Raw genomic sequence first — 22,350 nt, forward strand, 5'->3', positions numbered from 1 at the left:
AAAGGAATTCATGACATTACGTGTTGGCTCAACCTCCTATGCTCAGTTAGCTTTTATGCCTGAAGTTGAGATAGGAAAAACCCCGACTACCGGTAAGGGTATAAATTTGAGAATGACCGGTGAAAGTTTGGAACAGAACATTACAAAGGATGTTTCAAAGGAGATTAACCAGTCCCGTCAGGTATCCGGTATGTTTCTTACCGATGCCCAGACATCCGGTGGTTTTAATATTGAACTTAGTGCTCGTGAGTATGACCCGTTATTTGAGGCTCTGTTGATGGGTACATGGTCTAAGTTTGGTGATAACGGTGTACTTAGTGTTCAGAGTATAGCAATCTCTTACGATGACACTACACAGTTAAGTAAACTGGAAATCACAGCAAACAGAAATACAGACTTTACCAAGCTTCTGTCCGTTGGCAATTATTTTTCAGTTTCTGCTGACGAAGCTTCGGCAGAGTTTAACTATCCTCTTATAGTGGCCCAGGTTGAAGCTGGAAGTATTTATGTAAAAACAAAGCTCACTGACACTACTTTGGCCACCAATGTGAAGATATATCACGGCCATGTTAGTAACGGAGTGACAGATCGCTCGTTCTCTATTGAAAAACGCTTAACTGATAAAGATCAGACTTTTGTGTACTCAGGTATGCATGTTAATAAAATGTCTTTAAGTTTTGAGAGTCAGGCTGCTGTAACCGGTAACTTTGATTTTATCGGTATGTCCTCAGAGTGGGGTACTGGCCGGATGCTGGGAGATAAAAGTGAATATATCCCAAGCCAGACAGGAATCCCTATTAATACCGTTGTTGGTATGAAAGGTGCACTACTGGATGGGGAGGATGTCCGTGAGAAATTAACCGCTGCTATCGAAAAAATATCTATTGATTACGATAACTCTATGAAGGGTCATGCGGGGATAGGTGTTCTGGGTTTTGTTGATATTACAGCCGGAACTATTAATGCCGGTGGCACTATATCGATGTATTTTAATGATGCCAGTATATACAACGATGTGATTAGCCAGAAGCATCACCGTCTGGAATTCGCTGTCTACGATAAAGATGGCCATGGCTATGCATTTATCTTCCCTTGCTTAGAGTTGAAAGACCCTAAAGCAGCAGTTAGTGGTAAAGACGAAGCATTAAAAATGGAGCTGGGCTATACAGCTTTACAAGACAGCGGTAATACAGACAAGACATTTTTTATTGAGAGGTTTTAAGCATATGCCAATACCAAAAGATCGGCGAATTCCAAAACGAAAAGTAGCAGGCTTTTGTCCTGAACGAGCGTACACATTTGATACGGAGAAGGAAACTCAAGGCGTCTGGTTTGATATAGATGTTACTACAGGGGCTAAGGTTAAAGTAGCCCGCTTTGGTTCTTCTAGATACTATCAAGTTTATAATCAGGTTCTGCAACGAATCGCCCCGAACCCCCAGAGTCTGACAAAGGAGCAGCAGGAGAAGGCTGTACGTAAAGTTGTTGATGAAACTGTAGCAGAGTGTGTTCTTCTGGATTGGAGTAATTTTGTAAAACTAGATGGTACCGAGCTTCCTTATTCAAAAGAAGAAGCAATTAAATTACTCAGTTTAGATTCTTTCTTCGATGTAATTTTGTCGTTTGCTCAGCAGTCTGAACAGTATCATAAATATAGTGTGGAGGAGGCTGTAAAAAACTAACTGCCGTCCTCAAATGGGAGAATAAGTTTGGGTCTTCAATTAAACACTATCTAGCTTTACAGGCCGACGGGATGCCGGTTAAAGCTCTGGAGACAAGACCCGAACTAAAACAGGAATATGTATGGCTATACAATGCTTATTCCTTTCTCTCACCCAGCAGGACACTAGGTGCAGTGGGTGAGTACTATATACCGTTATCGGAATATGAAGCTTATTTTTCTATATTTAAAATAGAGGAGGTGTCAGTAAGAGAATTTGCTTTGACCGTTTTGTATCAAGTAGACCATGCGATGCTTAGTTTACGTTATGCAGAAAAAACCACCGGATAACCGGTGGTTTTCTTTAAAGCTCAAAATCGCTTAAATCGTCTTCATTAAGTTCGGCATCAATCTGTCCGACCAGATAAGAACTAATTTCTACCTCCTGAGGTGCTACCTGCACGTTATCAGAAGATAGCCATGAATTAATCCACGGAATGGGGTTCTGTTTAATCCTGTACAGATCAGGTAAACCTACAGCCTGCATTCTCTGACCAGATATAAATTTAATGTATTCAGTCAGGATAGTTTTGTTCAGCCCAATCATAGAGCCATCTTTGAACAGATACTCCGCCCAGTTTATTTCCTGTTGAACAGCTCGTTGAAATATATCTACTGACTCCTGCTGACACTCATTAGCAACCTGCTTCCATAACTCACCCTCTGAGCCGTTACGCAAGTTATTCAACATCTGCTGGGTACCTGTGAGGTGTAAAGCTTCATCACGGGCAATCAGTTTGATGATTTTGGCATTGCCTTCCATCAGTTCGCGCTCAGCAAAAGCAAAGGAGCATGCAAATGAAACATAAAAGCGGATTGCTTCCAGTACATTGACACACATCAGGCATAGATACAGCTTTTTCATAGTAGGTACAATATCAGTACCTCCCTGAATCCAGTCTTGGGTAGCCGCTATCAACTCATCATAGTAGACAGCCACCTCATCAGCGCGGGCCAGAATATGCTTATTGTCCATGATGTCATTGAAGACTACCGACGGGTCGGTAAAGATATTCCGGATAATATGTGTATAGCTTCTTGAGTGTATGGTTTCGGAAAATGTCCAAGTGGTTACCCAGGTCTCCAGTTCAGGTAAAGAGCATATAGGTAAAAAAGCTATGCTCGGGCTTCTCCCCTGAATAGAATCCAGAAGAATCTGATATTTCAGATTACTGATAAAGATGTGTTTTTCATGTTCAGGAAGATTGGCAAAATCTGAACGGTCTCTGGATACATCAATTTCTTCCGGTCTCCAGAAGAAAGACAACTGTTTTTCAGTTAATTTTTCCAGAAACAGGTATTTCTGCTGGTCATAGCGAGCCACATTTACAGATTGACCAAAGAACATAGGTTCCTGTAACTGATTATTATGATTCCGATTAAATATTGAAAAAGTCACAAATACTCCTTGAGGTCTTGCGACCTCATGAATTTAGATTTTACAAGCTCCACTGTCACAACCACTGTCTGCCAACGAATCCTGAGTATCATCAGACCCGTCTCGGGTATTGTGGTAGTACAAGGTTTTAACTCCATATTTATAAGCAGTCAGCAAATCTCTCAGCAGTACTTTCATAGGAACTTTAGCGTTCTCATATTTTGCTGGGTCATAATAAGTGTTAGCAGAAATAGACTGATCCACAAATTTTTGCATCACGCCGACCAATTTTAGATAGCCCTCATTAGATTCCATATCCCAAGCCAATGTGTAGTCTCTGGCCAGTCGGTTAATATGTGGAACTACCTGCTTTAATATCCCGTCTTTAGAAGCTTTAACAGTGATAAGTCCGCGCGGAGGTTCAATACCATTAGTAGCATTAGAGACCTGACTGGAAGTTTCTGAGGGCATAAGTGCAGTAAGCGTAGAGTTACGTAAGCCGTATTTTTGAATGGCGATTCGTAAGTCTTCCCAATCCTGAATTAACGGAGTTGAGCAAAATTCGTCTATATCTGTTTTATAGGTATCAATCGGAAGTAATCCTTGAGCATAGGAAGTATCTTCAAAACTACTGCATTTTCCGCGTTCTCTAGCTAAATCAATAGAGACAATTAATAACATATACTGGATTGCTTCAAATAATTGATGAGTTTTACGAACTGCTTCCGGACTATCATATTTCAGGCCGTTAGCGGCCAGATACGTTGCAAAATTAATGACGCCAATACCCAGTGGACGACGGGCTAGGGTCGCTTGCTTGGCAGCTTCGGTTGGATAATCCTGATAGTCCAGTAAATTATCCAAGGCTCGCACTAATAAAAATAAAACCATACCAAATGAAGCAGCAATACCTTCGTCATTTAAACTTTGTGTTTCAAAATCTATTTTAATAAATTTTTCAAGGTTAATTGCGGCAAGTGTACAGAGTGCAACTTCCCCTAACTTTTCAGGGTTTTCGAGGCTTTCTCCCGGACGAGTGGGTAAAGTAATTTCAGCACAAAGATTAGACTGGTAAATCGGAGCTTTCTCTGGGTTAAAAGCACTGTGTGTGTTGCAGTGATCTACATTCTGAATATATATACGTCCGGTACTAGCCCGTTCCTGCATTAAAAGGGAGAATAAATCTTTTGCCGGTACAGTTTTTTTACGAATAGATTCATCAGCCTCATAAAGAGTATACAATCGCTCAAATTCCGTTTGGTCAGCAAAAAATGCTTCATACAAGCCAGGGACATCAGAAGGCGAAAACAATGTGATTTTTCCGTTTTCAATTAAACGGGTATACAGCAGGCGATTAATTTGTACACCGTAGTCAAGATGCCGTACGCGGTTCTCTTCAACCCCACGGTTGTTCTTCAGTACCAGCAGATTTTCTACTTCCAGATGCCATAACGGGAAATATACTGTGGCAGCTCCCCCACGGACACCACCTTGTGAGCAGGATTTAACGGCTGCCTGAAACATCTTATAAAATGGAATACAGCCTGTATGCTTGGCTTCACCGCCACGAATTGCACTGCCCAGTGCGCGAATTCGACCAGCATTAATGCCAATGCCTGCGCGCTGTGATATATATTTTACAATTGTATTAGAAGTAGTATTAATGCTGTCGAGGCTGTCATCACAATCAACTAGAACACAAGATGCAAACTGACGGGTTGGGGTACGTAACCCTGCCATAATGGGTGTGGGGAGAGATATGAAAGACATGGCTAAAAACTGATAGAAAAATTTCACATAGCCTAGACGGACATCTGCTGACTCTTTTCTGAACAAACACATTGCTACAAGCATGAACAGAAACTGAGGTGACTCATAAATTTTCCCAGTTGTCCGATTCTGTACCAGATATTTGCCTTCTAACTGTTTAATTCCGGCATAAGCAAAAGTCATATCATAGTCATGATCCATAAGGTCATCGAGATTTTCAATTTCTTCTCTGCTGTAATCTTTTAAAATCTGACTATCATATAAGCCCAGTTCAGTTAGATTAGTGATATGTGTATATAACTCAGGCGGAAAAAAATCACCAAATGCCAGTTTCCGAATTCTAAATAAAGCTAATCGGGCAGCGATGTACTGCATCTCTGGTTGCTTTTCTGAAATTAAATCGGCTGCGGATTTAATGAGCAGCAGATGGATATCATCAGTAGAGATACCATTGTAAAGTTGAATATGTGCATTTGCTTTAATTTCACTGATAATATCCGGAACCTCAAGCTGTATATAGTTCTGGTTATCCTTTTTTTCAGAGCAGCTTATTACTGCCCATTTTAAGACATCGTCAATCTTACTTTCATTATAATCTTCCAAATTACCATTACGTTTAGTTACTTTTAGATTTGACATAGTTTCACAGTGTTAATTAAGAGAAGTAGTATTGTAATTTTTTGCGTTCAATTTGTATATAAAAACGAAACAAAAAGAACGAAAAAATGGTAAAATTAGGACTTCAAATGTGATGTCTGAGAGTTAATGGAAGAGAAGTACGAATTAGGTTTTAGTAGTGAAGGTTTGGCAGAGCTATTAGCACAAATAGTTAAATTAAACCAAGCTCTTACAAATTTAGGTCAAAATACTCAGGGTTTAGAACACTTTAATCAGGAATTCCGCAATGTCGATGCGCAGATGCGTAAAAGCACGGCAGGAATGGTTCAGGCTTCCAGAAACCTATCACAGACGCTAGCCAGTCACTCACTTGCAACAGCAGAGTCTCTAAAAAATATTAAAAAAGCTCTGAGAGAAGTAGAACCCGAAGCTCGTAACTTTCTGACTAATCTTCTTAAGAATAATAACTTTGACCGTTACCTGTCTGACCTGAATAAATTGAATAAGGGTCATGAATTTACCCGGAATCAATTGCAAAAGCTGGCTAAACAGGCAGAGGATTTCAATTCTGTCGTCGACCATCTTCGTAAGGACTCAGGGATTTTTACTGCGTTCAAAAATATGTTCGGCAGTGATGCAGCCTCACATCTGCAAAGTAAGGATTTTCTGGCTGACTTAGACCGAATCCGTCGGTCTCTTAATCAGATTCAGAAGGTAGACACCTCCAAATCCCTAGACTCTCTGACTCGTCAAAATAATAGAAATCAGCTTTTAAATGATCAGGTAAGAGAACGTGTCAAAGTCTTACGTTCAGAAACAGAACTCAATAAGCTTAATGCAGCTCAGCTAGGTAAACATCTTGATGCGCTTCGGGCGATAAGCACCGAATATAGTCGCATTCAGGCCATGCCTAAAGGAGCTGAGAGGTCTTCGGCTTTTAGGGAATATCGTAGAAACTACGGTTCGGCTGCTGCTACGGCTGCTTCACAACAGAGTATCAGTAAAGCACTGGCGAGTGGAGATGTACGAGCTGCGCAATTACTGGCTCAGGCAGAAGGGCGGACTTTAGATGTACTGGTTAAACAGCAGAATGTCAGTCGCAATCTGAATCAGCAACTGGAACAGCGATTAGCTATTGCACAGGCTGCATCTGTAAGTAATAGCAGACAGGCTGCACAATTAGAGGCACAGCTTCACTATTTGCGCGAGATGCGTAATGAGTATCTGCGTATCAGTGCTTTACCAGCCTCACCCTTAAAGTCCGCAGAACAGCGTGTTTATAAATCCCGTTACGGTGCCTATGCAGCATCTGAAGCAAGTATGCCTACTATCAACAAGGCAATTGATTCCGGTGAATCTGCATTATTACGGTGGCGACAGATAAACGGGGAAATTCGCAATGTAATGGTGTCTTCGCGCGACCTGCATCAGGTGTGGCGAGGTATGGCCGCGGGTGTTAATCAAATATGGTTGAGTTGGGGTTCTTTACTCCCAATGGCGGCCGGTCTTGCCGGAGCCTCTACAGTATTTAAGTCTTTAACTGTAGGTAAAGACTTTGGCTGGCAGATGGAACAGGTGGGTGTGGCTGCCGAGGCTGGTAGTGCTAAAGTAGCAGAGCTGTCTCAAAAAATTCTGGATATGGGTTCCCAACGGTTGGTTCAGGGACCAATTCAGATTGCACAGGCTTTAAAAGTTCTGACACAGGCAGGTCTTTCGGCATCTGACGCTTTTAAGGCAATACCTGCCACACTTAATCTGGCTCTTGTAGCTGGCGACCTGTCCGATGAAGATTCTGCTAAGTTCCTGGCAGGTTTGCGTTCAGCATTTCATCTGAATAATGAAGACGGGTCTTTAAATGCGCATGCTTTGCAGGAGGCTGCTGACCAGGCTGCAATGGCAGCGAACGTTTCTCAGACTTCCGTAGGGAAGATGACTGAAGCACTAAAACAGGCGTCCTCTGAGGCTGCCCGTTTCGGCTTATCTGTTACAGATACTTCTGCTGCGCTGGCTATTCTGGCTAAATATAATATTGAAGGTTCCGCAGCCGGTACATCTCTGAAGAATTTTCTAAGTGACCTTTCAGGACGTACAGCGAAATCTACTAAAGCTCTTAATCAGTTAGGTCTGTCAATTTATGATGTGAACGGAATGGTAAAACCGTTCAGCCAGGTGGTTGCTGAGCTGCAATCTAAATTGCGCGGATTAACTGATCAGCAGCAACAGCAGTGGTTAAAAGCCATATTCAACGAGCGTGGTTTGAAGACAGCCAACATTTTGCTGTCTCAATCTGGAGATGAATTTACTAAACTGCATAACCAGATTGCCCGTGCGGGTGAAAACATGGGTTACACCACGACGCAGGCTGCTCGACTGGGTGATACTGCTCAAGGTTCTTTCCTGAAAATGAAGAACTCATGGGAAAACACCTTTGCCTCAATCGGACAAAACACCCAAGGGGATTTTAAGGGTTTGATGTCTTCACTTTCGAACTTTGCTAACGATGGCAATGTTCGTCAGATTATTACAGGGCTTACATCGGGATTCCTGAAACTGGCCGACACGGTTGTAAATACCATTAAGGTTTTAACTCCGGTTGCTCCATTACTCACAGGCATTGCCGCAGCTGCCGCTACTGTATCCTTTATGAACTGGGTAGGCGGACTTGGTCTGGTATCAACGGCTGTTGGCTTAGTTTCATCTGCCTACAGAAGTGCGTCTCTGGCTACACAGACGTTTGCAGCTATTCAGGCTGGTACAGCAACCACGCTGGCAGGAACTACCGGAACATTAGCTGCTCTTAAAACAACTGTTACCGGGTTGTTTACCGCAATGGGACCCGTTGGCTGGTCTGCATTAGCTGTAGGTGGTTTTGCTGCGTACATGGTTTTATCCAAAAAGGCTGTAATTGATTTATCCAGTGAAATTAAAACTCTGGATTCCAGTTTAGCTGCGGTTAAAACCGATGTATTGGAGAAATTTAATACAACTGGTGCCGGTCTTCGTTTAGATCAGAAATTAGGTTTAGGCTATAAGTCGAACTTCCAGCAATATGCTCTGGAAGCTGAAACTACAATTCAGGCTTTTGAAAAGAATCGTCAGAGAATTGATGCGGCAGTACAAGATTCCCTTGGTCAGATAAACTCAGCAGCAAGTCAGAGCTCAGCCTACCGGATAGAGCAGGAAACCTTGCTGCTTGACCGTAAACGGACATTGATACAAGAAGAATTGACACGGTTTGACCAGGCTACGCAGCATAAAAATAAATTAGATACTCAGTCTGCTCAGATTAGAAGCAATCTGGTAAACGACCTGTATACGCTTGAAATGAACTTGATGTCTAAGCGCACTGCTATGGCTATGCAGCATATGCAGGAAATTCAGGCGGAAGCTGTGAAAACTCAGAGTTTTCTCAGTAGTATATTTGATAAGAAAAATTCAGAAGTCAAAGACCGTTTAGACTTTGTAAACAATAAAAACTTCCAGCACCTGTTAAATTCAGAAGATAAGAAATTTAAACTTTTTGTATCTCAGGGTATGCCGGCAAATCAGGCTAATGCTCTGACATCTTCTACATTTACAGAAGGTGAATTGAGAGAAAGATTAAATCTGTTACTCTCTCCTGACGGTTTAAAAGAACTTAAAAAGCAAATTGAACAAGACCCTCAGCGGACAGCCATTTATCTGCAAAACCTGAAAATTGGTGCTGAAAATCTGGCTTCAATGAGTGCTTACAAAAATCAAATTCCTTACAGTGAAAAAAAAGGCTCTGAAGGTATTGCCCGTAATCTTCTATCTATTGGTGATGAACAACTAAGTAAGAAAGCCCTCACAACATTAACGGCACTGCTGACACAGACAGAATCTAAACTGGCCGGAGAACGTAAAACTTCACTTGAAGTTCGTCAGTCTAAGAATCTGATTGAAAACCCTCCTGTATTAAATCCGGCGTCGTCCAGACCTTTACCTACATACAATTCAGACTTAGGTAATCTGGAAAAGACTGCTTTACAGGATACACAGAAGTCACTGCGTGACCAGATGCAGAAAGAATTGGCTGCAAAGGGGAGTGTCTCAGATTCTCTGGTAAAAGCCTTTATGGACAATGCACGTGCACTGGATGAAATCAGCCAGTCTGAGTACACCCGTAAACTGCGCCAGAAACAAATAGAGGCTGAGAATTTTCTGAAAAGTAAAGGTTCCGCTGAGGATAAAGCCCGTGCTCAGAAAACTCTGGATGCTATCAAAAATGTGACAAACAAGGGTTCAGAACTGGCATATCAGGCTCTGACCAATGGTATGACGCGGGTCACCTCCGGTTTTGGTCACAGACATTCACCTAAAGCTGGGGCTTCCACTTACCACAATGGTATAGACTTGGCCATGCCTGTAGGCACAGTGATTAATGCACCGGAGAGCGGTAAAGTTATCCGCTCCTGGTCTGGGGGTGCCGGTGGAACACAGATGCAATTTCAGGGCGACAGCGGAATCATATATGGCATGGCGCACCTGTCTGCCGTTCTGCGTCAAACAGGTGACAGAATAGAACGCGGGCAAGCTTTAGCCCGCTCTGGAAACACGGGTAACACTACCGGACCACATCTACATCTAACAACAACTGTTAATGGAAAAAAGGTAGACCCCAGAACAGTAAAGCTTGGTCCGCGTAGTGGAGCGTCCAATGCGCTCGCAAGTGCTATAGGCGGAGATACTACTAACTATACTGAAGCTGCACGAGATACTGTACGTGAGCTGCAAATGCAGGCGCAGAAATACTCTTTAGACCAGCAGAGTAAACTACTGGAGCAAAAGAAAGTAGAAGTAGATCTGCAAAATCAATTGGGCGTTATTACTGACCGTGAAAAGGCCAGACAGGAGATGCTTCTGCAAGTTGAAAGCCTGCGTATAAAACAGGCTCAGGCTCTGGCTGAATTAAAGTCTAAAAACGTAGATGAAAATGCAACAACTTATAAAGATACATTTGCAGATTATCAACGTCAGATTGAAAACACACAACGTACATTTGAAGCTGCTCAACAGGCACAAACTAACTGGAAAGTGGGCTTAAAACGTTCTTATAACCAGCTAGTAGATGAATCTATCAGCTACGGTACTTTTGCACAAAAGGCATTTAGTTCAGTTACTGACTCTGTCATTTCGGCTATGCAGAATCTGGCTGTAACCGGAAAACTAAATTTTAAGAGTATGACAGCAAGCATTCTCGGAGACTTAGCCAAAATAGCAATGCGAATGGCTATGCTGAAACTCATTAATGTAGGGATGAGTGCTTTCGGAGGTGGTGCAGGTGGTAGTTTAAACAGTTTATTTGCTCGCGGCGGTGTTGTATCACAAGGTGGAACCCTCGCTTATGCTAACGGCGGCGTGCTGCATCACCCGACTACATTTGCTATGGCCAGAGGCATGGGTCTGGCAGGTGAAGCTGGTCCGGAAGGAATTCTACCCTTAACCCGAATGGCAAATGGTGATTTAGGTGTACAGGCTACCGGAGGCGGAGCAGGTACGGTAATAAATTCTCCTGTAACGGTGTCTGTAACTGTTAACTCAGATGGTAGTTCTGAGTCGTCTGTGGATGCTAAAGGAGCTGAGGGTTTAGGTCGGACAATTGGTAAAACTATAGAGACTGAAATTTATAGGATTTTAACAAAAGAAACACGTGCCGGTGGCATGTTCGCAAAGAGTTAATAAAGTATGGATATATTTAATCGGGACTGGATTCCGGACAGAGATATGGGTGTTGAGGATAGCTCGGATGCTGTAAAGGTAATTCAATTTGGTGGAGGTGTCGTGCAGCTAATACCATTAAGAGCTGGTTCACCTCTGAAAGTCTATAGCCTGTCGTTTACACGTAAACCTGCAACCATTAAAGCAATTGAGGATTTTTTAAACCAGCATACAGGTAAGCGTTTTCTATGGGAACCCCCATTAGAGAACCGGCAAATAATTGTTATTCATTCTGATAAATCCATTAAAAAAACAGGATTTGAAGACGTCCTGTCTGTAAAGTTCACGGAGGTTGCTATTTGATGAATGCACGTATTAACCAGATGAGTGAAGAGTGGTTTAAAGCCACTGAAAAGTTGGATCAAGATGTATTGGTTGAACTCTGGACAATTGATTTACGGAATATTGGTGGTCAGATTTATAGATTTGCAAATAATACTAACGAGCTGGGTAAGAATTTTATCTGGCAAGGGCATGAATTTGCAGTTTACCCGATTTTAGGTGAGGGATTTGAAGTCTCCACGCAAGGAACATCTAACAGACCAACTCTGACAATATCCAACGCTCTGGGCTTTGTAACCGGAGCTGTAGAAGAATATGACCAATTAAAACGAGCCACTGTCTATCGGCATTTGGTCTATAAGCAATTTATGGATGCTGAAAATTTTGCTGAGGGGAATTCTTCTGCTGACCCTTTACAGGAGATTAAAACCAGCTACGTTATTGAACGTATGGTCTCCTTAACAAGAGAACAGGGAGTATTTGAACTGGCAGTGCCCAGTGAGTCAGACGGTGCAACTGTACCATGCAGGGTGATGACCTCACAAAATTGCTGCTGGCAGTATCGCGGTGAAGGCTGTGGTTATACCGGGCACGCTGTGGCCGATGAAAATGATATGCCCACCAATGACCCCTCACTAGATAACTGTGGTAAACGTTTATTGAGCTGTAAAGCCCGATTCGGAGAAACCGCTGTGCTACCAATCGGTGCCTTCCTGTCAGCAAGAAATGTAAAGGCTTAATATGAAATTAACTAAAAAAGTCCAGGGTCTGATTAAAACTCATGCAGCAGACAGCAAAACAGAAATTTGTGGGTTTGTTGTACAGAATAAAAGAAGTCAGACCTACTACCCGTGTACAAATGTTTCAGCTCTACCTAAGGAGAGTTTTGAAATTAGTCCAGATGATTGGATAGCTGCGGAAAAGCAAGGAGAAGTAATCGCGATTGTTCACAGTCACCCGAATAATGAGCCTTATCTGTCGGGTGCTGACCGGGTAGCTCAGCACCAGAGTAAGTTACCCTGGGTTTTGGTAACCGGAGGTGAAATAAAAACGTTCAGATATGCCCCGTTATTACGTGGAAGAGTGTTTGAATATGGAACCCGGGATTGTTTTACTCTGATTCGTGATGCTTTTATGTTGACTGGCATTGAGTTTCGTGACCATCAGCGAATTGACATTAATTATGATGCGGAAATTCATAGCTTTGAAAATAACCTACCTGACGGAGGCTTTTCTAAAGTTCAGGATCTACAAGTGGGTGACGTTATTCTGACAGCTTACAGCAATATCCCTGCTCATGTTCTGCTGTACATCGGCCACGGGGAAGTTATTCACCACAAGGTTGACCGCCTAAGCGGTAAAGAAGTCTACACAGAGGCACTGCGCCGGCGCACTGACAGCATCTGGAGACATAAAGACTGGCAGCCAGACATGATTGTGGCCATAAAGAATGATTTAGAAAATAATGTAAGAGGTTTAAGTGATTAAAGTTGTTTTTCATGGTGATTTACGCCGATATGGTCAGGAGTTCAGTCTGCACGCTCACAGCCCGGCTGAAGCTTTGAAAGCCTTAATGGTACAGATTGAGGGCTTACGTTCTTATATTAATGCCGGGCAGTATCAGGTTAAGTTCAATCAGGATATTCTGGATGAAGAAGCTGTTAAAGAAAAATTCCACCAGTATGCTAAGGGTGAGTTACATCTGACACCTGTTACTTCTGGTGCGGGTAAATATACACAGATTGTTGTAGGTGTAGTGTTGATTGCTGCAAGCTGGTATGCGGGTGGTGCTGCTGGATGGGCATATCTGGGAACAAGCACACTGGCCGGCGGGATGTTTATGATGGGTGCGTCACTGGTACTCGGGGGTATAGCCCAGCTATTAACTAAAACACCTTCTCTGGATATGAACTCTGGCAAAGAGGAAAAGTCCAGCAGAAATACATCATTCTCTAATCTGCAAAATTCTGGGGCAGATGGTCAGCCTGTTCCTCTTGCTTATGGTCGTGTCCGGTGTGGTGCGAGAGTGATCAGTCAGGGGTATCAGACCCGCAGGGTAGATACTAAAAATGACCCGGTAATGCAGAATCCTGATATTGGTTTAAATCTGAATTTAAAGAAAACGTTTGTGACTCCGGTAGCAGCAACTGCTCCTAACGGCGTTGCTTACAATATTGACCGTAATAATGATAGTGTACTTAATGCCAATTATACCGTTAGCGTAGGAGTGGATTGATATGGGTGGTAAACAGTCTAGTGGTGGCAGTCGAACACCTTATATCGCCCCTAATACTGGCTCAAGTGCTCAATCTCTGAAAGTAGTTCATGCTATATGTGAAGGGGAAATACAAGGTTTTGTAACTAAAGACCCTCTGCAATCTGTATATTTTGATAACACACCTGTACAAAGCCGGTCTGGAGAATTTAATTTTCACGGTGTAACCGGACTATTTACTACAGGTGCCGCTGATCAGACTTATCTACCTGGATTTGAGCAGGTTGATAATGTTACAAATGTAGGCGTGGAAGTTAAAAAATCTCTGAATATTTCCAGAACTGTGTCTAATGATAATCTGACCAGTTTACGGGTGACTGTAGGTGTAAGTAAAAATTCCAAGACAGATAAAAAGACCGGAGATGTTAAACCTACTACCACACAAGTAGTGGTGGATTTAGTTAAGAATACTGTCTTCTCTTCTCAAGTAGTAACATTTACAGAGAAAAGCAGCGGTAACTTTATGACCGATGTGGTATTTGATAAAGTACCTGCCTCACCATTCAATATCAGAGTTTCCCGAATTACCGATGACAGCAACTCTGATTTAGTGGTGAATAATACATATTTCTTCTCGTATGTCGAGATTATCGGTACAAAACTGAATCACGCTAACACTGCGCTGGCTGCGTGGTCAATTGATACTGACCAGTTTGGAAATAGTATGCCTACGATTACCTATGATATTTTGGGTAAGCTGATTCAGGTTCCTTCAAATTACGACCCTGTTAATGGGACATATAACTCTCCGGTTTGGGATGGCTCTTTTAAAGTAGCCTGGTCTAATAATCCGATGTGGGTGCTGTATGATATTTTAACGACTAGTCGTTATAGTAGTATTGCCAGTCGGATACAGGCTTCTGACATTGATAAGTGGACACTTTACGCTATAGGTAAGTGGTGTGATGATTTAGTTGACGATGGATTTGGTGGAAAAGAGCGTAGGGCAGTATGCAATGTTTATGCCTCAGAAGAGCGTGCTGCTTATGACTTAATATCTGACCTGTGCTCGATTGTGACCGGTTATCAGATTTGGAATGGTGCTCAATTCTCAGTAGTGGTCGATAAAAACGACCCGCCGGTTGCACAATATACCAATACCAATGTGGAAAATGGTCAGTTCACTTATTCAGGTGTAGGTGTTAAAGCTATTCATACTGCGGTGTATGTTCAATATATTGACCGGAATAACAATAGCGAGCCTACACAAGAGTTAGTACAGGATGACGAGGCAGTCCGCAAATATGGATTTATTGCCAAAAATGTTACTGCATTCGGTTGTGACAGTCGTGGTCAGGCTATCAGGTTTGCAAAGTGGCTGCTTGAAACTGAGCGACGTCAGCAGCTATCCGTATCCTTCACTGTAGGTCGGGAAGGTTTAAGGCATTTACCTCATGACATCATTCAGGTGGCTGATAGTGACTACGCAGGAACACCATTAGGCGGTCGGGTTACTTCGGTTAAGGGTAATAAAATACGAGTGCCAAGCCTGAGGCTTGAAGAAGTTCCAAGTAAGCCTAAAACGTAATAGATTGCTGAAATAATAGGCAAAAAAGAGTATAATATACGCGGTTTAACTGCGTATATTTTTATGGTTGACATAGTAAAAATTGATCTGGGATTAGATTCTACAGGAAGAGGTGGAGACAGTCAAAGAACTGCATTTGAGAAGTGTAATGATAATGCTGAAGCATTAGGTGGAGGTGTCAAGGTTCTCACAGATAATCTGGATACATTAACTAAGGCTGCAACAAATTTTGCTGCCAAAGGTGATAATTCAGATATTACATCTTTAAACGGCTTAAAACACAATATTGTTCAAGCAGCGGATGCTTCGGATAATATGGGTTCTGTTACCCTGCGTCAGCTTAATGCTAAATTTGCTCAAGGTTCAGGCTCTTCAAGTGGTACAACACATGTAGTTTCAGACTACATCGGAGCTATTCAGTGGTTTAATGGCTCTCGTGCTGCAATTCCTGTCGGTTATGTTCCGGCGGACGGGCAACTTCTGAATAGAGAAGATTACCCTGAATTGTGGGACACACTGTCTAGAAACTTACTCAATATAATTAGCGATAAAGAATGGCTCAATACACCGGATAAACGTGCTTCTTTTTCTTCTGGTAATGGCTCAACAACCTTCCGGGTTCCGGATATTAACGGTAAACAGTCTGGCAGTCTGAAAGGGTTGTTTGTTCGTGGTGATGGTTATGCTGCGAGCGGTACTGTAAATGGTGATGCTATTAGAAATATTTCGGGAAAGATATCAGCAGCCGGTGCTGTGGCTTGGCAGGAAGCAACCGGAGTATTAGAAGCCTATGGAGCGACCGCCCCGTATGCAGATGATGTCCCAAACAGTCAGCAATTGCCTACGCAATTAAAATTTGATGCGTCAAGAGTCGTTCCCACCGCTGATGAGAACAGGCCTGTGTCTGCTAATTTTATAGCTATCATTCGTGTAAACAATATTCTCAGTGTTAATACACGGCAGGAAATTGTGACAGCTCAGTCTAATGTACCTGCTAATGGCTCAGTAGTATCCGGAGGTGTTTTAGAAACTTCACTCTCAGTTAAAGGCAGTAAATATGCATCAGCCAGTATAAATAGTATTAAAACGGTTAGTGTAGACGGAGTGGGTATTCAATTTAATACAGTGGATTACTCAACTAAAACGCCTACTACTCGCCAATATACTTTAAATTCTGATTCCGGAGAGATTTTTACTTATAGTAATCCGGCAGTAGGACGAAATAAGCTAGGGCTGGGTACTGCATCTACCTATAATGTTGGTCAGGATGGTGCTGTCATACCTGTACTGAATCAATCTAACGTATTTTCAATGCCTCAGGTTATTAGAACATACGGAGGTGGGAACACTAATCTTTGTTTAGAGAATAGTGCGGGTTGGGGTGCTGGAGGCACAATTGTAACTGGACAGGTATACCGAGGTCCGTTGTTGACTTCTAGTTGCCCTATGTGGGGTGATCTGCAAAGAGGAATACGGGCAGACTTCTTTATAGAAGAATGTGCGGGTTATTCTACACAGGCAACTATTAGCCTTAAAGATTGGAGTCAGAACTGGCATTACTGGGTATTTAAAAATGATAACAACGCTTATAGTTCTGGTACTTGGATTAGTTCATCCGATAAACGTTTAAAGACTGAATTTAAGGTTATAGGTTCAGATACTGATATTCTAGAACAGTGCAAATCCTTCAGAGGTTATGTATTTAAACGAAAAACCAATAATCATTATGAAGCAGGATTTATAGCACAGGATATTGAAAAGGTGTTGCCTGAAAGTGTCTACGTGAATCAGGATATCACTCTGAATGACGGTACAGTAGTCAAAGACTCCTTAAGTCTGGACTATGGTGCCATGAGTGCCTATAACCATGAGTGTATTCTGGCTTTAATCAGTAAAGTGGATGAATTAACTAAAAAGATAGAGAGTTTAGAGAAGAAGCAGGAGACGGATGCCGAAGTTTAAGCATAAATCCGTAGTAGGCGGTACAATTTTTGTAGCAACAAAAGAGGGTATCAAGAGCGCAAAGATAACAGCGCAATCTGGAAGTAACTTAACTATCAACCCTGTCATCCCGATACAAGAAGGTGATACCTGTGTTATTCATATGGATGTTAAGTCGAGGCTGTTTCGCACTGTAAGTATCACAGAGAACGCCAGAGAAGAGACCTACACCATCTCAGCAGTTAGCCATGATCCATCTAAGTATGGTGAGATAGATTCAGCCGCTAATTTCCCGACCACAATTAATAAAACTGATAAAGCCGAAATTAATAATATTACGGTCTCAGATGAGGGCGGTAAGGTTAATGTAGGTTGGGATGGTTCACTGTCTGGTTCCTACGTTTCTTATGATGTCAAGGTTTACCGTAATGGTGCGTTTTATCGCCATATACCTGACGCGCAAACCCCTAATATAGAATTAAATGACTTACCTTGCGGTAACTACCGTATAGAGATACGAGGCAGGACTGCTAAAGGTACATTATCAGAGCCTCAGGTTAAGACTTTTGTTATTGACTACACCTTGACAGGATTTCAAGCAAAAGGTGGCTTATATTCTATTCAACTATCTTGGGTTAATCCTATAACTGTCGTAAATCAGGCTTGTACCGAAATATTCATAAACACTGAGAACAGATTAGACACTGCGCAGTTATTGGTTTCTGTACCTTATCCCACTAGTAGTTACACAGTACAAAATGTAAAACTATCCGACCACTATTTTCTATGGGCGAGATTTAAGGATGAAACTGGGGTAACTGGTGATTTCACGAATGTTATTGAAGCAACCGCCGACCCTGACCCTAAACCTATTCTCGACCAGATTAATGGAAGTCTGTCTTTTGAACAGTTTAAACCAGAAATTGCCGACGAATTACTTCAAAACATCCCAGACTTCGCTGGTGACAGTCAGGAGATGGCAGGGAATGATACACCGCGCGCTGGAAAATGGGATGTTTACTCTCAGATTACCAGCGGTGACTACGCTCTAACCAAACAAATAAAAGCGGTTAAATCCCAGGTTAATCAGAATATAGCTACTGTCGCTGAACAGATAACAACATTAGCTGACAAGCAGCATGCTGAAAGTGAAAAACTAACTACAGTCGTTGCACAGGTTAATGATACAAAAGCTCAGGTTACTGAGGTTGCCCGTTCATATGCTGACCTAAATGGGAAGCTGTCTGCGACATGGCAGGTGCAGGTATCTGTAGATAATTCCAAAGGGCAACCGATTATCGGAGGTGTGCATTTGGGTGTGGACGGAGCCACAGGTCAGTCTGAATTTGTGGTACAGGCAGATAAGTTTGCCGTCTGGACAAGTCAGAAAGTGCCTCTGTTTACCGTTCAGGAAGGCATACTTGGTTTAAATGGTGATTTAGTACTTTCTGGTACTTTGAGTGGTAAAACGCTGATCGGTAATGAGCTACGAGGGGGACAGATAAATGGTGGTTCATTAAACATAGGTAATGGACGTTTTGTAGTTGATAACGGTGGTAACGTCAGCATACGGGACAACAGCCAGGCTAAACAAGGTATGGTCTTTACTAGTCAAGGTCTCCGTGTATACGACACTAACGGAAATATTATGGTTGTTATCGGATATTTGTCTGGACATTACTAGGGGTATTGTTTGTACGGTATAGAAGTTTATTTAGGTTCAGGTGTAAAACTCCTGTCTACAACTGAAATGGGTGTAGCGTTTGATATCAATAAATCCGGGCAGAATGTTGATTATAGTTGGACACCCAATAAATATTCTCAAGTTGAATTCCCACTTTCGCCCATTATGGGTTATTGGTCAGACTCTGAACAAGGTGTAGTTGATCAGTTCAATGCTGCAACCACAGACTCTGTAGCTCATCAATTATGTGAGAACACTTATACTCCTGGCTCAATTTCCTATGCCAACGGGCATATAGTTAGTTCAACAGCCAGCCTTCTAGGTTTAACAAATACAATAAATTCCCCGGCTAAATCTATAATTCAACCCAGCGCACCTACATATGGGTTTTGGGGTCAGGGGAGCCTGATCAGCATTATGCAAGAGATGTCTTCATATATGCTTAAAAGTAAATTTGTTCAGCGGTCACGGCGGATGTGGATGAAACGCGGCAAAGTGAAATTTGACAGCCCTACCATGCATCTATTAGTAGTGCGTGTAGGACAAGATGAAGTGGCTGCTTTATATCCAGCAGATTTCTCCAGTTCATTTTCTATTGGATTATTCAGTAAGACACCTACACAGGAAATCTACGTAATTTTCAGTGAAGCTGATTACGTGGATATTCAGATACAAATATATAGTAAATGGCCCACCGCACCTATTTATCCAGGCTATGGCATTGAAACTTTCCGGACCGACGGTAGTAAAACATTTACATCTCAAAATCCACCCCTGTTACCTGTCTTTGTTTCTAACTCAGGAAGTATCAATTCTATCCCTTCATCAAGCTACAAACTTGGATGCGTATTTAGTCGTGTAGATACTTTTGTCTATGGGAGACAGTCAGGGTCAACTGCCTGCTGTGTATTTAACGGTATCAACTGGGTGCATGGTAGTAAATGGGCTTCATCTCTAATGGGGTTTACTGGCGGAGGTGAGTGGAATCCGAGTGATAAATCCCGACAGTTCTCTTTTAGTATGGGTACGTTTGACTCAAATACATGGGACTGGATGGCCAGCAGAAGTTCAAATTCGAAAGAGGGAGCCTACGTGAAATACTCCTTACCTAAGTTTGCAAAAGACAGAGGAATAACTAAAGAAGCTTTAGAGCAGGTAGGAGTTTTTATGGGTGTGGTAGTGTATTAGTTAAATTCACTATTATAATTCATTTATGATAGTGAATTCACTATTTATAAGGAAAAAATAGTGAATTTATGCTATAATATAACTTATTAAATACCAAAAGAATCTATGTCTTTAAGTTCAGGCGGATCTAACTATGTTCTGAATCTGGGTGCTGTAGGTATAACCGGTACTTTTCTAGGAATGCCTATTGAGGCTCTTGTTTTAGGTGCATTAGCCGGTGCAGCAGTTCAAAGTCTTCAACCGTCTATAACACGGTTGTCTGGCGTAACGAATGTAGTTACAAGCACATTATTAGCCGGTGCATTCACACCGGTATTACAGTTTACGATTGAGAAAGAATTTAATCTTGATAATGCCAATGCCTTTTTTAGCGCAGCTATCCCTGTTGTGATTGGTGGCGCATGGCCTTGGCTGTTACCTATTGTTGCAGATGGAGGAAAACGAATATTGACAAGTTTATTTGATAAGTTCGGAGGCTCAAAACATGATTAACCTATTAGCATCCATAAAAATAACTGCGTCAGTATTTATCTTCCTTTTTGCAGTGTGCCGGATATCCAACCGGCAGTGGAAATTTTATCAGCTAGAGATGTGGGCGTATGTCCTGCTTACAGCCGGAGCAGTCTCGGCAATTGCAATGGTGCTTCTGTCACCAACGATTGTTCTGGCACCTGCTGATATTCCGATTGATGTGGGTATGGCGTTATTTTTCTATTCCCAGATCACTCAATTAACTAAAAACCGCAAACCAAAGGGTGTACATGATAAGACAAGGTAGCAAAGGAGCAGAGGTGCGTGCGTTACAACACGCATTAGGTTTAACAATAGATGGTATGTTTGGTGTCAAAACCCAAACGGCAGTTGAACAATTTCAACGACAATCAGGTTTATTAATAGATGGTGAAGTTGGCTCTAAGACTTGGGCTAAATTAATGCCGGTATTAAGAGAAAAAGACCTGAAACCTATTAATCCGAAGATATTTTTTGACAATATCCGACCGTTATTCGGTAAGTTCACTCAGACCCAGGTAGATTGCCTGAATATTCTCGTGCCTTGTATGGCAGGGCAAACCACTAATAATACAGCTTATATACTGGCAACTGCTTATCATGAGACGGCTGCGACTATGCGGCCAATTGAAGAGTATGGTAAGGGTAAAGGGCGAAGATACGGCCAACATATAAAACAAAGTGGCAAAGCATACAGCAGCAGCCTGCCTATCTATTATGGACGAGGTTACGTTCAATTAACCTGGTATGAAAATTACGAGAGAGCAGGTAAGGCATTAGACCTTGACCTGATTCATCACCCAGAACTGGCTTTGAAAACAGATGTAGCTTATGCCATTATGGAACAGGGTATGGTTGAAGGTTGGTTTACCGGTATGAAGCTAGAGGATTATATTTCTTTAAATAATGCGGACTACAAAGGAGCAAGGAAGATTATTAATGGTACAGACAGAGCAGTAAAAATTGCAGGTCATGCAGAGCTGTTTGAATTGGCTTTACGTAGGGCTCGCGCATGACTGTAAAAGACGTTAAATCTCTAATGGCAATTGCCGTATTTATAGGTTTGGTGTCGTATTTTACTGTAGATAGAGAACTGAAATATGAGAAAGGGCGGTTAGAGCCAACCGAAGATTGTCAACCTAGACCCAAATAGACAACTGGTCAGATGAATTACGCATCTGACCAGTTTTTGTAGTTAGTGTAATATATTGAGTTGCTTAAATTAATATAATTCATGCAAACCTCATAGTTTAAAGATTAATTTTTAGTTCCCATTTTAGAATGTAATTTCCGTAAATTACTCAGACAGTTGAGAAGAATCTCCAGTTCCTGCATGCTGACATTACTCTTTTCCAGCATTTCTAACATCTTCGAAGAGGATTTCGAATCAACAGGGGTATTAGGGACACGGTCAGGTACCTCCCATTCCAACTTAAAAGCCTCTGCTATAAGAAGCATAAGTTTCCGATTAGGTTGTCTGCTGTAAGACTTGTCTGAGCTTTCGTACTTGACACCCGAACTTCTGGATAGTCCTACAATATCCCAGAACTCTTCAGTAGTTAAACCCAGAAGAGCAGTCCGGAGATTAATGATATACGACTTCCATTGCCTGGGGTCTTGCGGGATGAGTGGATTGACACCTATATCTTTAAGCGTCCGTTGAGCTCTCGCAGCTAATATTGAATTGTCTTTAGTCTTGTCTTTGTTAGTCATTCTC

Annotated in this window: 18 protein-coding genes; 15 read left to right on the plus strand and 3 right to left on the minus strand. The window is 42.1% G+C overall.

Annotated elements, in window-relative coordinates; genetic code table 11:
* The first annotated feature begins 10 nt into the window (after nt 1-10).
* The 3 genes from H3V11_RS08905 to H3V11_RS08915 all read left to right on the plus strand — a co-directional run bounded on the left by H3V11_RS08905 (nt 11) and on the right by H3V11_RS08915 (nt 2,011).
* Nucleotides 11-1,222, plus strand: a complete 1,212-nt coding sequence (locus H3V11_RS08905) for a phage tail tube protein (RefSeq protein WP_198224446.1) — start codon at nt 11-13, stop codon at nt 1,220-1,222.
* A gap of 4 nt (nt 1,223-1,226) precedes the next feature.
* Nucleotides 1,227-1,682, plus strand: coding sequence for a hypothetical protein (locus H3V11_RS08910; protein WP_198224448.1), 456 nt, complete (start codon nt 1,227-1,229; stop codon nt 1,680-1,682).
* A gap of 71 nt (nt 1,683-1,753) precedes the next feature.
* Nucleotides 1,754-2,011 (plus strand): hypothetical protein, encoded by a 258-nt coding sequence (locus H3V11_RS08915; protein ID WP_198224450.1) that lies wholly within the window; start codon nt 1,754-1,756, stop codon nt 2,009-2,011.
* A gap of 13 nt (nt 2,012-2,024) precedes the next feature.
* Here H3V11_RS08915 and nrdB read toward each other — a convergent pair whose 3' ends face one another.
* Entirely contained in the window at nt 2,025-3,068 is a 1,044-nt protein-coding gene (nrdB, locus tag H3V11_RS08920) for a class Ia ribonucleoside-diphosphate reductase subunit beta (RefSeq protein ID WP_232335804.1), read from the minus strand.
* 84 nt (nt 3,069-3,152) lie between these two features.
* Nucleotides 3,153-5,507 carry a class 1a ribonucleoside-diphosphate reductase subunit alpha gene (gene nrdA, locus H3V11_RS08925; protein WP_198224460.1) on the minus strand — a complete coding sequence of 785 codons (2,355 nt, stop codon included), beginning with the start codon at nt 5,505-5,507 and terminating at the stop codon, nt 3,153-3,155.
* A gap of 126 nt (nt 5,508-5,633) precedes the next feature.
* Here nrdA and H3V11_RS08930 point away from each other — a divergent pair, with 126 nt between their 5' ends.
* From H3V11_RS08930 to H3V11_RS08985, 12 genes are all read left to right on the plus strand, one after another.
* Nucleotides 5,634-11,186 carry a phage tail tape measure protein gene (locus tag H3V11_RS08930; RefSeq protein WP_198224462.1) on the plus strand — a complete coding sequence of 1,851 codons (5,553 nt, stop codon included), beginning with the start codon at nt 5,634-5,636 and terminating at the stop codon, nt 11,184-11,186.
* Nucleotides 11,187-11,192: 6 nt separating this feature from the next.
* Nucleotides 11,193-11,528: a phage tail protein gene (locus H3V11_RS08935; protein ID WP_198224463.1), complete on the plus strand. Its 336-nt coding sequence runs from the start codon at nt 11,193-11,195 to the stop codon at nt 11,526-11,528.
* Nucleotides 11,528-12,247 carry a phage minor tail protein L gene (locus H3V11_RS08940; protein WP_198224465.1) on the plus strand — a complete coding sequence of 240 codons (720 nt, stop codon included), beginning with the start codon at nt 11,528-11,530 and terminating at the stop codon, nt 12,245-12,247. Before H3V11_RS08935 ends, H3V11_RS08940 begins: the two co-directional genes overlap by 1 nt.
* A 1-nt stretch (nt 12,248) precedes the next feature.
* Complete coding sequence (locus tag H3V11_RS08945; protein WP_198224467.1) at nt 12,249-12,995, plus strand: C40 family peptidase; 747 nt, start codon at nt 12,249-12,251, stop codon at nt 12,993-12,995.
* Nucleotides 12,988-13,743 (plus strand): tail assembly protein, encoded by a 756-nt coding sequence (locus H3V11_RS08950; RefSeq protein WP_198224469.1) that lies wholly within the window; start codon nt 12,988-12,990, stop codon nt 13,741-13,743. The genes H3V11_RS08945 and H3V11_RS08950 overlap by 8 nt, the downstream gene beginning before the upstream one ends.
* 1 nt (nt 13,744) lies before the next feature.
* Nucleotides 13,745-15,310, plus strand: a complete 1,566-nt coding sequence (locus tag H3V11_RS08955) for a host specificity protein J (RefSeq protein WP_198224471.1) — start codon at nt 13,745-13,747, stop codon at nt 15,308-15,310.
* Between the two features lie 63 nt (nt 15,311-15,373).
* Nucleotides 15,374-17,272: a tail fiber domain-containing protein gene (locus H3V11_RS08960; RefSeq protein WP_198224473.1), complete on the plus strand. Its 1,899-nt coding sequence runs from the start codon at nt 15,374-15,376 to the stop codon at nt 17,270-17,272.
* A gap of 142 nt (nt 17,273-17,414) precedes the next feature.
* Nucleotides 17,415-18,935, plus strand: a complete 1,521-nt coding sequence (locus H3V11_RS08965; protein ID WP_198224475.1) for a DUF1983 domain-containing protein — start codon at nt 17,415-17,417, stop codon at nt 18,933-18,935.
* A gap of 480 nt (nt 18,936-19,415) precedes the next feature.
* A complete protein-coding gene (locus H3V11_RS08970; RefSeq protein WP_198224477.1) occupies nt 19,416-20,123 on the plus strand; it encodes a hypothetical protein in 708 nt (235 codons plus the stop codon).
* Nucleotides 20,124-20,228: 105 nt separating this feature from the next.
* Nucleotides 20,229-20,615 carry a hypothetical protein gene (locus tag H3V11_RS08975; protein ID WP_174831526.1) on the plus strand — a complete coding sequence of 129 codons (387 nt, stop codon included), beginning with the start codon at nt 20,229-20,231 and terminating at the stop codon, nt 20,613-20,615.
* Nucleotides 20,608-20,901: a hypothetical protein gene (locus H3V11_RS08980; protein WP_174831525.1), complete on the plus strand. Its 294-nt coding sequence runs from the start codon at nt 20,608-20,610 to the stop codon at nt 20,899-20,901. The genes H3V11_RS08975 and H3V11_RS08980 overlap by 8 nt, the downstream gene beginning before the upstream one ends.
* Nucleotides 20,885-21,649, plus strand: a complete 765-nt coding sequence (locus H3V11_RS08985; protein ID WP_198224488.1) for a peptidoglycan-binding protein — start codon at nt 20,885-20,887, stop codon at nt 21,647-21,649. Before H3V11_RS08980 ends, H3V11_RS08985 begins: the two co-directional genes overlap by 17 nt.
* A gap of 241 nt (nt 21,650-21,890) precedes the next feature.
* Here H3V11_RS08985 and H3V11_RS08990 read toward each other — a convergent pair whose 3' ends face one another.
* Entirely contained in the window at nt 21,891-22,346 is a 456-nt protein-coding gene (locus H3V11_RS08990; protein WP_198224491.1) for a hypothetical protein, read from the minus strand.
* Nucleotides 22,347-22,350: the final 4 nt, after the last annotated feature.

It is taken from the genome of Snodgrassella sp. W8158, assembly GCF_016100435.1.
Classification (GTDB): domain Bacteria; phylum Pseudomonadota; class Gammaproteobacteria; order Burkholderiales; family Neisseriaceae; genus Snodgrassella; species Snodgrassella alvi.